Here is a 13,469-nt window from a genome sequence, read left to right on the forward strand (position 1 = left end):
GCGACAATAATGAAAAATTTCAGACTCCCAGATCTTGGTGAAGGCCTACCGGAAGCCGAAATCGTCGAATGGCATGTGAAGGTGGGCGATACCGTAGAAGTGGATCAGGTGTTGGTCAGTGTGGAAACCGCAAAAGCCATTGTGGAGGTGCCCTCCCCACAAGCGGGCGTGATTGCCAAGCTCTATGGTGAGGCAGGGGATATCATTCATACCGGTGAACCCTTGCTGGCCTACGAAGGTGAAGACGAAGACTCCGGAACGGTCGTCGGTAAGCTGGAATCCTCTGGTAAGGGCGAAGGGAAAGGCGCGCAGCAAGACACGTTCATTGTTGGTGCTGCGGCATCCAGCAAACGCGCTCGGTCGAATCGTGCCACCCCGGGCGTTCGGGCACTGGCCCAACAGCTCGGGGTTAATCTGGAAAGCATCAAAGGCAGCGGCCCCGGCGGTTTGATCACCAATGATGACGTATACAAACAAGCCAGCCACCAGAAGCAGCTGGGTGATGCGGAAGCCTTGCGAGGCACTCGCCGCACCATGGCGAAGAACATGGCATTATCCCATGCTCAGGTGGTGCCCGTGTCGATTTTTGAAGATGTGGATGTGGGGAGCTGGAAAAAAGGGACCGACACCACCATGAGACTGGTTCAGGCGATTGGCAAAGCATGTGCCGCAGTTCCAGAACTCAACTGTTGGTTCGATGGCGACAACCTTAGCCGCCAACTGCTGAATGAAGTGCATGTGGGGATCGCCGTAGACACCCCGGAAGGCTTGTTTGTGCCCGTGCTCAGGGACGTGACGCACCGAAGCTTGAAAGACTTGAGGCAAGGATTGGAAAACCTCAGAGAGTCGGTCGCCTCCCGCAAAATTCCTCCTCAGGAAATGCAGGGCGCGACCATCACCTTGTCCAATTTTGGCACCATGACGGGGCAATACGCCAACCCCATTGTGAGCCCGCCACAAGTGGCGATTGTTGGTGCTGGCCGTATGCGGGACAAGGTTGTTCCCTATGACGGGGCTGCGACTATTCGTCGCATTCTTCCCTTGTCGCTCACCTTTGATCATCGGGCGGCCACAGGCGGGGAAGCCTCGCGGTTCTTGGGTGCGCTGGTTGAGGCTTTGAGTAAAGCCAGCTGATAAACCTTCGGGCAGAGCCTCGCCCGTCGGTGTGCACGTCTTGCCAAATGTTCTGAAGGCAACAACACTAGGGGCACCAATAAAGTTACCTTCGACCGCGCGAGACGCCATGATCCAACGGAATTCCCTGACAACCGCCTTTTTACTCTCCTGTTCCATTCTGACAACCCAGCCCGTGGTAGCCTGTCAAAAGCATCATGATGGGCACCATGCAAGCGGTGCCATCGAAGTTGAAAATGCCTGGAGTCGGCCGACACCGCCAGGCACGCCTATGGGAGTGGGCTACCTGACGATCACCAATCACGGGGCTGAAGATGTGTTGCTGGTTGCGGCAGAAAGTTCGAGAGCCGGCCACGTTTCTATCCACGAAACCTCCATGCATGAAGGGATGATGCGGATGCAGCCGCTAACTGCAGGCTTGGCGGTTCCTTCCGGCAGCACCGTGGAATTAAAGCCCGGCAGTTACCACCTGATGCTGGAGCAACTGAAAAAGCCCCTGATGGCAGGTGAAACGATTCCGGTCCAGCTGGATTTCGAGGGTGCCGAAGATGTTACCGTCGAGCTGGTCGTTCAGTCGTTAGATGCCAAGGTCATGGAGCACTCGCATCATTCAGAGATGGAACACTGAGATAGAGGGAGCATATCGCTCTCAGGTATTAGCGCCTGATTGCGGAGCGTGAGCATCCGTATGCCCCAGAGAATGCTCTGGGGCGATCTGATCGCGAACCAGTTGCTTCAGCTGTTTGATCTCTGGAAAGCCACCTTGCTCCTTGCGCGACCAGATTCGTGTGTCATTCACCCACACTTCAAAGATCCCGCCATCGCCCGGCTTAAGGGTTAGCTCATCAATCATCCCGTTGAAGGTGGTTAACAGTTCTTGAGCCATCCAGGATGAGCGCAAGAGCCAGTTGCAGCCGGTGCAATAGTGAAGCGTGACTCGCGTTGCCATACGGTAATACTTCCAGCAGGAATTAATGAGTTATTCATGCTATCAAATAAAGAGACGGATTTCTTAGTGGAGGAGGCGTGATGCCCCATTGGCTAGTGGACAGTCCAGGATCTGGAGACGGCACCCGGAACGCAGATTTCTGGCTTGGGCACTTGCGAGCTCAAGGGATAACGGATGTTGAAGTTTGCCATCTGGACGAGCAGGACCAATGGCGCGACAGAGTGTCGAAAGATGATTGCCTGATGGCTGCTGGTGGTGACGGCACGGTCAATGGTGCCGCTGAAATTTGTATAGACACCGGTGCGGTTCTGGCCGTGTTACCGTCCGGAACCGCCAACGATTTTGCCCGTAATTTAAATATTCCGGCAGAACCAGAGCAGGTCGCCCGGCTTGTTGCAGACGGGCCTATTCAACACATTGATGTTGCGGTAGCCGGAGACCGGATATTTTTGAACGTTGCTCACATAGGGCTCGGAACCTTACCCGCCCGTGAAGCGGATTCACCGACCAAAAAGTGGTTGGGGAAATTCAGCTACGTGGCCACGCTTGTTCGCCAGATAGGCGAGCAGCGCGGTTTTCATGCCGAAATCCAAACGGATAAGTCGGCCATGAAGGGGCGTTGGTTGTCGGTTGCTGTGGCCTCCGGCGCGTTTTTTGGTGGCGGCCATGAAATTCCCCAAGCCTCAGCCAACGATGGCCAACTGAATATCATTGCCGTGAAACCGAGGCCGCTGCCGCAGTTGCTATTTGCGTTTTTGATGGTGCGATTGAATGGTGAGACACCCCGTCGAACCAGTACGGTGGTTCAGGTAACAAGCCCGGTGTGTCAGGTGCTCACACCGAAGTCTAAACCCGTGACCGTTGATGGTGACGAGGCCGGTACCACGCCCTTTGAGGCGGTCTGTAAAAAAGGAGCGCTACGCGTTATCGGGAGGGAAGTGGTGAAGGCCGGAAGGGCGGTGTGATTCACCCTCCGGCTTTGGATACATGATGGGAGATTACAGGCCGGCGGCTTTCGCTCGAGCGGCATGGAGCTTTTTATAGCTCTCGATCATCTTCAGGTGCCTGTCCAAGCCTTCCAGATTCATGCTGGTTTCTTCCAGCCCGTAGAAGCGGACTGAGCCATCGATGGAGCCGACAACGGCATCCATAACCTCGTTTCCGAACATCCGGCGGAAGTTGTAGAGGTAATCTTCCAGTTCCAGCTCTTCGTCCAGCGTGGCCTCCAAAGCAGCTTGCATGGCCTGATAGAACAGACCGCGCTCTACCGTGTTGTCGTTAAACTGCCGGAACATTTCGACCAGTTCGAGCGCGTCTTCAAGCTCGCCAAGAGCCAGATAAATCAGCAGTTTCAGTTCCAGAATGGTGAGTTGGCCCCACACGGTGTTTTCATCAAATTCAATGCCGATCAGGGTAACGATCGTCATGTACACATCCAGCTCGGCTTCTTCCAGACGCTCGACCAAAGATGCCAGCTGCTCTTCATTCAGGCGGTGCAGGTTGAGGATGTCTTCCCGGAAGGCCAGCGCCATATTGGTGTTGTCCCATACGAGATCTTCCACCGGATACACCTCAGAGTAACCGGGTACCAGAATCCGGCAAACCGGTGCGCCGAGGTCTTCAAAGACTGCCATATAGCATTCCTTGCCCATGTCCGAAATGATGCCAAACAGAGCTTTGGCCTCTTCTTCGTTGGTACCGGAAAAGTCCCATTCCACAAAGTCATAGTCTGACTTGGCACTGAAGAAACGCCAGGACACAACACCACTGGAGTCGATGAAGTGCTCCACATAGTTGTTGGGCTCTGTCACCGCCATGGTGTTGAAGGTGGGCGCTGGCAGGTCGTTCAGACCTTCAAAACTGCGGCCCTGCATCAATTCGGTGAGACTGCGTTCCAGTGCCACCTGGAAACTGGGGTGGGCGCCAAAGCAGGCAAATACGCCACCGGTTTTCGGGTTCATCACCGTGACCGAGATAACCGGGAATTGCCCGCCCAGTGAAGCGTCTTTGACGAGCACCGGGAAACCTTGCTCCTCCAGCGCATTCAGCCCTTCCACGATATCCGGGTATTTGGCCAGCACCTCGTCTGGCACGTCCGGAAGGGCGATTTCGTTCTCGATGATTTCTTTCTTGACCGCGCGCTCGAGGATTTCTGACAGGCATTGAACCTGAGCTTCCTGCAGAGTATTGCCGGCACTCATGCCGTTGCTGAGGAATAGATTCTCGATCAGGTTAGAGGGGAAATACACGGTTTCCCCATCGGACTGACGCACGTAAGGGATGCTGCAGATACCGCGCTCCGGGGTGCCGGAGTTGGTGTCGAACAGGTGCGTGCCGAGCAGTTCGCCGTCAGGGTTGTAGATGCCCAGGCAGTAGTCGTCCAGAATGCCTTCAGGCAGCTCGCCTTCGGGGCCCGGCTGGAACCACTTCTCGTTCGGGTAATGCACGAACTCGCTGTTGGCCACGTCTTGACCGAAGTACTGATCGTTATAGAAGAAGTTGCAGTTAAGACGCTCGATGAACTCACCCAGTGCTGAAGCCAATGCGGCTTCCTTGGTGGCACCTTTGCCGTTGGTGAAGCACATGTGGGCAGCGGTATCGCGCACATGCAGCGACCAAACGTGTGGCACAATGTTGCGCCATGAAGCGATCTCGATCTTCATGCCCAGGTCCGCAAGAATCCCGGTCATGTTGGCAATGGTCTGCTCCAGGGGCAGGTCTTTGCCTTCGATGTAGGTGCTGGTGTTGTCGCTTGAGCCAACGTTAAGCAGGGCCTGAGCGTCTTCATCCAGGTTTTCCACCACTTCAATCTGGAAGTCGGGGCCGGTTTGCACCACTTTCTTCACGGTGCAGCGGTCGATGGAACGGATAATGCCCTGACGGTCTTTGTCGGAAATGTCTTCCGGCAGCTCCACCTGGATTTTGAAGATCTGTTTGTAGCGGTTTTCCGGGTCTACAATATTGTTCTGGGACAACCGGATGTTGTCGGTAGGAATGTCCCGGGCGTTGCAGTAAACCTTTACAAAGTAAGCGGCACACATGGCTGAAGAAGCCAAAAAGTAATCAAACGGGCCGGGTGCCGAACCATCCCCTTTGTAGCGAACGGGTTGGTCTGAGACGACGGTGAAATCGTCGAACTTGGCCTCAAGCCTCAGGTTGTCGAGATAATTGACTTTGATTTCCATGGGCAGCTTACCGGATTCAGAAATATGAGCAGTTTACGCGGAATTGACGAGGTTATCCCCGATGCGCGGGATGGTCTCACAAAAACAGAGAGGACGATACTCTACGTCCTCAGCGAAACCCAAAAGGAACTGGGTGGGCGCAACGTGCCCACAGTGATGCTTTACGGCCGGGTGCTCGAATACGTGAACATTAGCGAGCAGGAATTGCATTTGTATTTGGACCGCCTAGGGGTGAAAGGCGACGGGCGCTAACTCAGCGCACCACGAACACCGATATTTTGCTGTGCTTGACGATCTCTGCCGCGTTAGAGCGTAGCAGGTGCAAAGCATCGCCAATTCCCGGCGGGTGTGACGCCATAACCACCAAATCGGTACTCGTGTCTTTTATGGCACCGAGCAACTTGTCATCCAGTTCAACGGCCGTGTCGACAGACTCCAGTACTTTCGCGTAGGTCTGAATACCGTGTGATTTACCTTGTTCCTCGGCGAATGCTTGCAGCTTGTCTGCCAGTTCTTTCGGATTATGCGCGGCAGCACCGGGCGTGCTGTTCGTCACGGTCACGTAACAAAGCCTTGCCCCATAGTGCTTGGCCATATCGATGGCTGTATTGAGCGTTTTCGCCATCTGGTCCAGGCGCGCCAGATCAACAGGAACAAGAATGTTCTTGTACATGATCTAATCTCCTTCTGTTCAAAAAATGAACTATTGATAGTGAGTCTGGACCATGATCTCCGTTAACCGCAAGTTTGAAGGGCGTTCCCTAGAAACTCGTTTCAAGGTAATGTGCGTGCTACCGAATACAGAGCTGAATATCAGCCAGTAATAAAAATATCTTAGGGACATACCTTTAAAGGAGTCACACCGTGTCGGAACTCGCCACCTACGAAAGTTTTAATGTCGAAGTCAAAGACCACGTTGCGCACGTGCAGTTCAGCCGCCCTGAGGCCATGAACTCCATGAATAAAGCGTTCTGGTTGGAGCTGCCTCGCTGCGTGCAGGATATTGAAGCCAACACCAACGCCCGGGTTATTGTTATTTCCTCTACTGGTAAGCATTTCTCTGCGGGCATGGATCTGGCGGTTTTCTCGGATCCGAAATCGGTACCTATGAGCGGTGACCCCGGCCGCATGGCGGAGAACCTGCGCCGTGTCGTACTCCAATTGCAAGACACACTGACATCTCTGGAAAAAGTGCGTTTGCCCGTGTTGGCGGCCGTTCACGGTGGTTGCATTGGTGGCGCGTTGGATTTGGTCTGTGCAGCGGACAGCCGCTATTGCACCAAAGATGCCTATTTCACCATTAAAGAAACCGAGCTGGGCATGACGGCAGACGTAGGTACGCTGCAGCGCTTGCCGAAGCTGATGCCGGAAGGCGTGGTGCGCGAACTGGCTTACACCGGCCGGAAATTTGGTGCCGAAGAAGCCCAGCGTCTTGGCTTTGTGAATAGTGTGTATGACTCTCAGGAAGAAATGGTGGAGGCTGTGCTGGCGATTGCCGCACAAATTGCTGCCAACTCCCCGCTGGCGGTTACCGGCTGCAAAGAAATGCTGAACTTCAGCCGTGACCACAGCGTCGAAGACAGCCTGAAGTACATGGCAACCTGGCAGGCCGGTATGTTCCGCCCAACCGACATGATGAAGACCTTCCAGGCCAAGGCCCAAAAGCAGGCTCCCGCCTACGACGACCTGTTCCCGATCAAGGATCTGTTCTCCAACTGATTTATGAGTCAACGCCAGAGACCCACTATTTCGCCCGTCACCGCCCTGTTATTTCAGGGCGGTATCGGTGTAGTGGGCGCCTTGGCGCTCTGGTTGTTTGATATCCCGCTATTAACCGGCGAGCTAGGATTGGCTAAGGCGCTGATTTACGGCGGTGTCGGTGCCGCGATCACCTATCTGTTGCTGTTGCAGCTGACTAAACTTACCTGGCTGTTTCCGGATAATCTCAGTGATCAGATGCAGGCTTTGTACGAGTTTGCGGCCAGTTACCGTTGGCCAGCACTGGTGTTGTTGTCGTTACTGGCCGGTGTCGGGGAAGAGTTGTTATTTAGAGGCGCTATCCAAGGCTGGTTGCTGCAGAACACCGGACCTTGGACCGCAGTGATTGCCGCGTCACTGCTGTTCGGCTTGGTGCACTACGTTTCTTTAACGTACTTCGTGATGGCCACAGGGTTGGGCCTGATCTTGGGCACCGGTTATCAGATCAGTGGGAGTATGGCTATGGTCATGGTTTGGCATGCCATTTACGATATGCTCGCCTTGTATTTCTTGTTGAATTACCCCTCATGGTTCGGTGTTCGCCGATAATCTCTTTTGACTCGAGACGGTAGAGATAACCTGTGTTTGAAAGCTATGTAACCGGTTTGTTAGTGGGTGGTGGCCTGATCGTGGCCATTGGCGCCCAGAATGCGTATGTGCTCAGCCAGTCCATTCGCCGGGAACATCATTGGTGGTCTGCCGGGGTGTGCATGATCTCGGATATTGTGCTGTTTACTTTAGGAATGTTCGGTGTATCGGCTGCGTTGACCGCCATGCCACAAGGGCTGGAAATTCTTCGTTGGTTGGGTGTGGTGTTTTTAGGCTGGCTGGCGGTTCAGGCCTTTATTCGGGTTATCTGGGGCCGGGGAGCGTTGACGGCAAAGCAGCAACAGCGGCGTAGCTTGAAAGGCGTGTTGCTGACCACGCTGGCGGTTACCTTGCTGAATCCTCAAGTCTATCTGGATACCTTGCTGCTGGTTCCGGCGGTAGGCGCTCAGCAGCAAAGTACCACTGGCTTTTTACTGGGGGCAAGCAGTGCGTCGGTGTTGTGGTTTGGTGGGCTGGCTTGGTTCGGATCGTCGATGGCGCCCGTGCTATCTCGCCCGAAGGTGTGGCGGATTATTGATGGTTTGATCGGCTTGATGATGCTGACGATTGCGCTGAAGCTCGCGCTGGTTGGGCTGGAATAATTCAAACAGTTGTATGAAATTAGGTTGAGTCTTCGATTATCTTGCAGGAAGATAGCGCGCTTCAAAACGCCTGCAAGACTCTTAATACGTCGAGGAACCCTATGAATTCAACGATTCGCCGCTGGTTTGCCAGTGCCAGCTCGATGCGCCACGTGATGAATACCTTTGCTCCCTACTTGGGTGCGGGCATCAAAGCCACCCATATTGCGGATGATTTCTCCACAGCCACGGTTGAAATGAAACAGCGTTGGTACAACACCAACTACGTAGGGACCCACTTTGGTGGCTCGCTTTACAGCATGGTGGATCCCATGTACATGCTGCTGCTCATGCGCAAATTGGGCAACGACTATGTGGTGTGGGACAAAGCGGCGAGCATCGAATTTGTCAGGCCGGGCAAGGGCCGTGTAACGGCTCACTTTGAACTGACAGAAGAGCGGCTGGAGGAAATCCGGCAAGCAACCGCAGGCGGTGATAAATACCTGCCGGAGTGGACACTGGATATTGTTGATGAATCCGGTGAGGTTGTCGCCAAAGTGAATAAAGTTTTATACGTTCGGAAGAAAAAAGCCCGGGCCAATAGCTGATCCGGGCTTGTCGGTTACCAAAGGTTGGCTAGTCAGAGCGAGCTTCGACCCGCTCCAGGAAGCGTGCGATATCTTCGAACGCTTCCTCGGCCTGGGGTAACAGCGGGGTGAATATCTGCCAGACATGAACCATGTTCTGCCAGGTATGAAGTTCCACTGGTGACCCTTCCGCTTTTGCCTTGGCGGCGTATCGAGACGCATTATCCAACAGCATTTCGGTGGTGCTGGCATGAATCAGGGTAGGGGGGAGATTCGCAAGGTTCCCTCGCAGCGGAGACGCCACCGGGTTGGTCGGAGACAACCGGAACGCAGCCAGTGTGCCCCACCAGATAACCGGCAGCGGTACTTTTGAAAGCCCGCCAAATATTGGCCCTAGCATGGCATCGCTTCGGATGTTGTCACGATTGCTGGGGGCCGTCAGTGTCAGGTCTGTGGATGGAGACAGGGCGACCGCCGCGTCTGCCTGGCGTAAACCGCTATCACGTAACCAAGCGATCAAGGACAGGGTGTGACTGCCGCCGGCAGAATCCCCGGCCACAACCATAAACTCAGCTTCGGATTCGCCCTCGGGGCCATGGTGAAGAAGCCAGGTATAGGCTTCGCGACAGTCGATGATGCCGTCCATAAAGCGATGCTCGGGCATTAATCGATAATCCACAGCAAACACGGCGGCATTGGCAACTTGGGAGAATCGGTTGGTCACCGCGCGATGGCTGGTCGGGCTGCCAACGGACCATGCGCCGCCGTGAATGTAGAGTACTCTGCGTTGGGTGTTCACCCCCGGCGCAATCACCCACTCACCTTTCGGCAGCGTGCATGGGCGAAGCTCAGACTCGATTTCTGCCTCTGCGCCCAAACGATCAAAGTGTTGACGCACTGCCGCTAATCTGGCTTTGCCTTTAAGCCCTTTGGACGCACGGCCCATCTCTTTTAGACGTGAAAGCACTTCATCGTGGGCGGGGTGAGGGGTGACTTCATTAACAGCCCATTCGTTGCCGTCAAAGTGGGAAAGATCCTGAACCCGAAATATCAGGAAGGTGGCAACAACAAGCAGTACAACGATGGCGAGAAAGATCCAAAGCATGGGCGTTCCTTTATGAGTGCCTCGTTTTGCGATGCATATTATGCTGGCGTTATGTTCTTATGATGGCAACTATTTCAGAGTGACGATGGTTTGCCATTGGCTCAATTGCCTACAGGAGGCCAGGTATGCCGAAGGTGTTTTTCGGTGTTGAGATTGCGCCGGACATCAAGCAGCGCTTGTTGAATGTTCAGGCGCCGATTCAGTGTGCAGGCTGGCAGAGTAGCGAGCAACTGCATCTGACGTTGGTGTTTTTAGGCAATGTGCCAGAGGGTACCGTTCCCGGTTTGTTTGACTCGGCAGGCTCTGTCTCGGCAGAGCCATTTGAATTAGCCGTCCGTGGGTTGGGGTGTTTCGGTTCACCAGAACGGCCGAGCATCCTCTGGGCGGGTGTCTGTCCGGAAACTCCCGTGGTTTCGCTGCACCGGCAATTATTGGAGACATTGGTCGCAGCGGGTGTCCGTGTAGACCACCATAATTTTAAGCCCCACATTACATTGAGCCGTTTCGGACGGGGTGCTGGTTCGGTCCAGCGTTTGATGGAGGAAAAAAGTGAAGAAAGCTTCGGTACTATGGCCGTAAACGCGTTCGTTTTATATGAAAGTACCCAAGGGCCAAACGGTTCGGTTTACACCGTATTGAAACGATTCCCCCTGAATTAAAGAGGGCTCGGGAAAGCCGAGCCCTTCGATACGGTCTTAGTGGCCGTAAATGCGCATCGTGGTGTTCTCAACCACAAGATTGTCGAGCATAACGGAGCCGATAGAGGTTCCGCCAACCAGAACATCACCAATCGACATGTCGGCCGCAAAGGTATTCAGATCGATCGCCAGAGCATCCTGAGAGGGATCAGCCAAGCGAGTGGACTTGTACACGTCCATGTCGATGTTGGCACCCAGCGTCAGAACGCTAGGATTCGCTGCAGAGCCATCGAGCTTGGTGCCCATGTAGTCTGCACCCGTCATTTTCAGGTCACGGATGCCTAATGCCAGGAAGTCGACATCTACGTCAAGGTCTGAAATACCCACTTGGGTTTGTAGATTGAGTTTGTCGGTTGCGGTATCGATGCGAATACCCACCTTGGTAAATGCACCCACCATGCTGAAGTTGCTTGCGAGCAGCGTGGAATCGGTAGCCCCTTGCAGCGACCAGTTACCAGTGCTTACGCCAAAGTCGATAGGTGCCGCGGTGATGGGCCAGATGTTGATGATGGCGTCGCCGTCAGCGGCAATATCGATGTCGATTTTGATGTTGTCAATCAGGTCGTTGGCACCACCGAACAAGACGTCGCGGAAATCGGTGATTTCCTCGAACAGGTCCGTACGATTGGCACCACCAATCTTGATGTCTTTGATGGAGAACGAGCCTTCATCGGTGTAGATGAACTCGTCGATGGAGAGTTTTGTTTCCAGCTCAATGGTGACACCGGCCTGGCCGGTCACGTTGCTCATGTGAACGTCTTCGAGTGGCTTGAGGTCAGCTTGGGCAGCCAACGGGAGCCCGGCGACAGCCAGCACTAACGCGGTTTTTTTCAGGCTTTTCATATCAGTTTTCCTTGCATTTAAGCTTCTGTTTTTTGGTCTTATTGTGGTGCTTGCGGGTCACAACCGGCTATGCCGGTTGTGACCGATTCCCGGCATAGCCGGAACTTTTAGAACTTATTGAGGGGTGAGATTCAGGTTGATGGTGTTACCCGGACCAGACATGAACTTGTTCAACACACTGGTCAGCAGACCACAGTTTTCAAGGGGTGGCAGGTCGTAAACACCGGTTACGTTGCCGCCGGTTGCGGGCGAGAAGTTAGAGCCTTCAGGGCTGGCTAACTGAATATCAACCGGGGTGCTGGTGCGGCACTGATCGCCACCACCGATACGTACCGGCAGGCCGAATAGCTTGATAGCAACCTTGGGTACTTTTACGTAAAGCGGGGAGTTGGCCGTCAGTTTGCCATTGACCAAGGAGCCTGTGGTTAGTCCTGCTTGCTCGAATTCAACGTTGGCCGCTGCGTGCATCTTGCTCCACAGTACTTTGATGGTGAAGTTTCCAGAAGTAGGGTTCACCTGAGTGTCTGCTTCGAAAGTGCCGGAAGCCAAGTCAAGCAACGTGGCAATAGAGCCGTTCAGGGGCAGGCTGCCACCTGTTGCAGCGATTAGAGTGGAACCTTCAAGGCCCAGCAGTAGTTCGAGCTCTGCGCCGCCTGTGGGTTCTTCGAACGCTTCTGCTGTTACCGGTACTGTAACTTCAGCATTTTCGGTATCGCTGGAGCGGATAACCAAGGCTGCGGTGCTCACGCCTGCAGCGCCGGCAGTGTAGTTCAGCTCTACCGAGCAGCTTGCACCGGTCGCTACGGTGGTGCAGTTGTTGGTTTGAGTAAAGTCGCCGGCATTAGAGCCCGTCAGAGCGATGCTGTCGATCAGCAAAGCGGCGTTGCCGTTATTGGCAATGGTTACTTGCTCAGATTTGCTGGTGCCAACCTGGACACGACCCAAGTCTACAGAGCCCGGGGTAACCGCAATTTCAGGTGTCGGTGCCAAAGTACCTCGGCCAGACAGGGCAATGTCGATGCTTGGCTTGTCAGCATCGGTAGACTCGATGGTGAGAGTTGCGTTACGAGTACCGTCGGTGCTTGGGGCAAAGGTAACGTTTACGCTGCAAGAGGCGTCTGGGGCCAGTGACGAACCGCAGTCGCTGGTTTGGGTAAACAGCTGGGCGTCTGGGCCGCTGATGCTGATGTTGTTAATGCCCAAAGCAGCACTTCCGGTGCTGAGGACAGAAACAGACTGCTGAGCACTCAAACCGGCTTGTACGGAACCAAAGGCCAGCTCTTGAGCGTCCACGCTGATGCGCGGTGTTTCGACAACTTCACCAGCGATGGTGATGGTTTGCAGTAGATTGTTCTGGTTTGGTAGTTGCACACAGTCGGTGGTGATTTCACCGATGGGGGCTGGTGCAATGTCGCCGTTAGCGGTGCGAGCGATCAGCTCGAGCTGCAAGGCGCCAACGCGAATTTCGGCCTGACCAATGTCATCCGCAGTGAACAGGATTTCGGGGGCTACACCGGAAGCGGGCACGTTGAATTCACCGGATTCGGCAGGAATGGCGGTAGGTGGAATGTTCAGGGTGACAATTTGCTCCAGATTGCGGCCGGCAGTAATGACATTGTTTGTGCTGGTTGCCACGCCTTCGACGGTTTCTGAGCCAACGAGCTTCAAGCCGGTACGGGCATCATCATTAACGACGGTGATCGCAGTAACTTCAAATTGTGGTGTTGGGTCACCCACAGACGCTACAGCGGGAATGTCAGCGCTGATTTGCGCACGAATGGGTTGGGTGCCAATCAGCGGAAACGGGCATTCAAAGGCCAGTTCGGTTGAGACTTGCTCTGCTGCTGCGTTGCTCGCACCACCAGCCATCAGTGCTGCAGCGGCTACGGCGGGGCCGAGCTTACGCACATTGGTATTGAGGTTACTGAGTTTCATTCGTTCGTCCTCTGTCTTGCGATCATTGTTATCATTAAGTTGCAGACATCACCGATGAGGGCAGTTCGATCGGACTTGCGTAATTACTTGGGTCATAGGCTTGATG

15 protein-coding genes are annotated in these 13,469 nt (G+C 54.4%); 9 read left to right on the plus strand and 6 right to left on the minus strand.

The window, feature by feature from the left end; translation table 11 throughout:
• Window positions 1-9 precede the first annotated feature (9 nt).
• Both DOQ08_RS01225 and DOQ08_RS01230 read left to right on the plus strand, forming a co-directional pair.
• Complete coding sequence (locus tag DOQ08_RS01225; RefSeq protein WP_114333090.1) at window positions 10-1,134, plus strand: dihydrolipoamide acetyltransferase family protein; 1,125 nt, start codon at window positions 10-12, stop codon at window positions 1,132-1,134.
• Between the two features lie 109 nt (window positions 1,135-1,243).
• On the plus strand, window positions 1,244-1,762 hold the full coding sequence (locus DOQ08_RS01230; protein ID WP_114333091.1) for a copper chaperone PCu(A)C: 519 nt from the start codon (window positions 1,244-1,246) through the stop codon (window positions 1,760-1,762).
• A 21-nt stretch (window positions 1,763-1,783) separates the two neighbouring features.
• Here DOQ08_RS01230 and DOQ08_RS01235 read toward each other — a convergent pair whose 3' ends face one another.
• Window positions 1,784-2,083 carry a SelT/SelW/SelH family protein gene (locus DOQ08_RS01235; protein ID WP_114333092.1) on the minus strand — a complete coding sequence of 100 codons (300 nt, stop codon included), beginning with the start codon at window positions 2,081-2,083 and terminating at the stop codon, window positions 1,784-1,786.
• Window positions 2,084-2,163: 80 nt separating this feature from the next.
• Here DOQ08_RS01235 and DOQ08_RS01240 point away from each other — a divergent pair, with 80 nt between their 5' ends.
• The gene (locus DOQ08_RS01240; protein WP_114333093.1) at window positions 2,164-3,048 is read left to right on the plus strand and encodes a diacylglycerol/lipid kinase family protein; all 885 of its coding nucleotides are present in this window, start codon (window positions 2,164-2,166) and stop codon (window positions 3,046-3,048) included.
• Window positions 3,049-3,081: 33 nt separating this feature from the next.
• Here DOQ08_RS01240 and DOQ08_RS01245 read toward each other — a convergent pair whose 3' ends face one another.
• On the minus strand, window positions 3,082-5,268 hold the full coding sequence (locus tag DOQ08_RS01245; protein ID WP_114333094.1) for an OsmC domain/YcaO domain-containing protein: 2,187 nt from the start codon (window positions 5,266-5,268) through the stop codon (window positions 3,082-3,084).
• 24 nt (window positions 5,269-5,292) lie between these two features.
• Here DOQ08_RS01245 and DOQ08_RS01250 point away from each other — a divergent pair, with 24 nt between their 5' ends.
• Window positions 5,293-5,520 (plus strand): hypothetical protein, encoded by a 228-nt coding sequence (locus tag DOQ08_RS01250; protein WP_072677829.1) that lies wholly within the window; start codon window positions 5,293-5,295, stop codon window positions 5,518-5,520.
• Window position 5,521: 1 nt separating this feature from the next.
• On the opposite strand, the gene DOQ08_RS01255 is transcribed toward DOQ08_RS01250, so the two are convergent.
• Window positions 5,522-5,941 carry a universal stress protein gene (locus DOQ08_RS01255; protein WP_114333095.1) on the minus strand — a complete coding sequence of 140 codons (420 nt, stop codon included), beginning with the start codon at window positions 5,939-5,941 and terminating at the stop codon, window positions 5,522-5,524.
• 191 nt (window positions 5,942-6,132) lie between these two features.
• Between DOQ08_RS01255 and DOQ08_RS01260 the strand changes: the two genes are divergently transcribed.
• The 4 genes from DOQ08_RS01260 (at window position 6,133) to DOQ08_RS01275 (ending at window position 8,803) form a co-directional block, all read left to right on the plus strand.
• A complete protein-coding gene (locus tag DOQ08_RS01260) occupies window positions 6,133-6,987 on the plus strand; it encodes a crotonase/enoyl-CoA hydratase family protein (RefSeq protein ID WP_114333096.1) in 855 nt (284 codons plus the stop codon).
• Between the two features lie 3 nt (window positions 6,988-6,990).
• Window positions 6,991-7,575, plus strand: a complete 585-nt coding sequence (locus tag DOQ08_RS01265) for a CPBP family intramembrane glutamic endopeptidase (RefSeq protein WP_114333097.1) — start codon at window positions 6,991-6,993, stop codon at window positions 7,573-7,575.
• A gap of 32 nt (window positions 7,576-7,607) precedes the next feature.
• A complete protein-coding gene (locus tag DOQ08_RS01270; protein ID WP_114333098.1) occupies window positions 7,608-8,216 on the plus strand; it encodes a LysE/ArgO family amino acid transporter in 609 nt (202 codons plus the stop codon).
• Window positions 8,217-8,317: 101 nt separating this feature from the next.
• On the plus strand, window positions 8,318-8,803 hold the full coding sequence (locus tag DOQ08_RS01275; protein WP_114333099.1) for a DUF4442 domain-containing protein: 486 nt from the start codon (window positions 8,318-8,320) through the stop codon (window positions 8,801-8,803).
• 28 nt (window positions 8,804-8,831) lie between these two features.
• On the opposite strand, the gene DOQ08_RS01280 is transcribed toward DOQ08_RS01275, so the two are convergent.
• Window positions 8,832-9,887 (minus strand): alpha/beta hydrolase, encoded by a 1,056-nt coding sequence (locus DOQ08_RS01280; protein ID WP_114333100.1) that lies wholly within the window; start codon window positions 9,885-9,887, stop codon window positions 8,832-8,834.
• A 125-nt stretch (window positions 9,888-10,012) separates the two neighbouring features.
• Here DOQ08_RS01280 and thpR point away from each other — a divergent pair, with 125 nt between their 5' ends.
• Window positions 10,013-10,546 carry an RNA 2',3'-cyclic phosphodiesterase gene (gene thpR / locus DOQ08_RS01285; protein ID WP_114333101.1) on the plus strand — a complete coding sequence of 178 codons (534 nt, stop codon included), beginning with the start codon at window positions 10,013-10,015 and terminating at the stop codon, window positions 10,544-10,546.
• Between the two features lie 36 nt (window positions 10,547-10,582).
• Here thpR and DOQ08_RS01290 read toward each other — a convergent pair whose 3' ends face one another.
• Window positions 10,583-11,428, minus strand: a complete 846-nt coding sequence (locus tag DOQ08_RS01290) for a DUF6160 family protein (protein WP_114333102.1) — start codon at window positions 11,426-11,428, stop codon at window positions 10,583-10,585.
• A gap of 114 nt (window positions 11,429-11,542) precedes the next feature.
• The gene (locus DOQ08_RS01295) at window positions 11,543-13,363 is read right to left on the minus strand and encodes a choice-of-anchor D domain-containing protein (RefSeq protein WP_114333103.1); all 1,821 of its coding nucleotides are present in this window, start codon (window positions 13,361-13,363) and stop codon (window positions 11,543-11,545) included.
• Window positions 13,364-13,469 lie beyond the last annotated feature (106 nt).

This window comes from Marinobacter litoralis (assembly GCF_003336705.1).
GTDB classification, from domain to species: Bacteria; Pseudomonadota; Gammaproteobacteria; order Pseudomonadales; family Oleiphilaceae; genus Marinobacter; species Marinobacter litoralis.

Bases quoted from the DNA above. Each gene is read 5' to 3' on its own strand.
- DOQ08_RS01225 (WP_114333090.1), top strand. From the start codon at position 10: ATGAAAAATTTCAGACTCCCAGATCTTGGTGAAGGCCTACCGGAAGCC.
- DOQ08_RS01230 (WP_114333091.1), top strand. From the start codon at position 1,244: ATGATCCAACGGAATTCCCTGACAACCGCCTTTTTACTCTCCTGTTCC.
- DOQ08_RS01235 (WP_114333092.1), bottom strand. From the start codon at position 2,083: ATGGCAACGCGAGTCACGCTTCACTATTGCACCGGCTGCAACTGGCTC.
- DOQ08_RS01240 (WP_114333093.1), top strand. From the start codon at position 2,164: ATGCCCCATTGGCTAGTGGACAGTCCAGGATCTGGAGACGGCACCCGG.
- DOQ08_RS01245 (WP_114333094.1), bottom strand. From the start codon at position 5,268: ATGGAAATCAAAGTCAATTATCTCGACAACCTGAGGCTTGAGGCCAAG.
- DOQ08_RS01250 (WP_072677829.1), top strand. From the start codon at position 5,293: ATGAGCAGTTTACGCGGAATTGACGAGGTTATCCCCGATGCGCGGGAT.
- DOQ08_RS01255 (WP_114333095.1), bottom strand. From the start codon at position 5,941: ATGTACAAGAACATTCTTGTTCCTGTTGATCTGGCGCGCCTGGACCAG.
- DOQ08_RS01265 (WP_114333097.1), top strand. From the start codon at position 6,991: ATGAGTCAACGCCAGAGACCCACTATTTCGCCCGTCACCGCCCTGTTA.
- DOQ08_RS01275 (WP_114333099.1), top strand. From the start codon at position 8,318: ATGAATTCAACGATTCGCCGCTGGTTTGCCAGTGCCAGCTCGATGCGC.
- DOQ08_RS01280 (WP_114333100.1), bottom strand. From the start codon at position 9,887: ATGCTTTGGATCTTTCTCGCCATCGTTGTACTGCTTGTTGTTGCCACC.
- thpR (WP_114333101.1), top strand. From the start codon at position 10,013: ATGCCGAAGGTGTTTTTCGGTGTTGAGATTGCGCCGGACATCAAGCAG.
- DOQ08_RS01290 (WP_114333102.1), bottom strand. From the start codon at position 11,428: ATGAAAAGCCTGAAAAAAACCGCGTTAGTGCTGGCTGTCGCCGGGCTC.
- DOQ08_RS01295 (WP_114333103.1), bottom strand. From the start codon at position 13,363: ATGAAACTCAGTAACCTCAATACCAATGTGCGTAAGCTCGGCCCCGCC.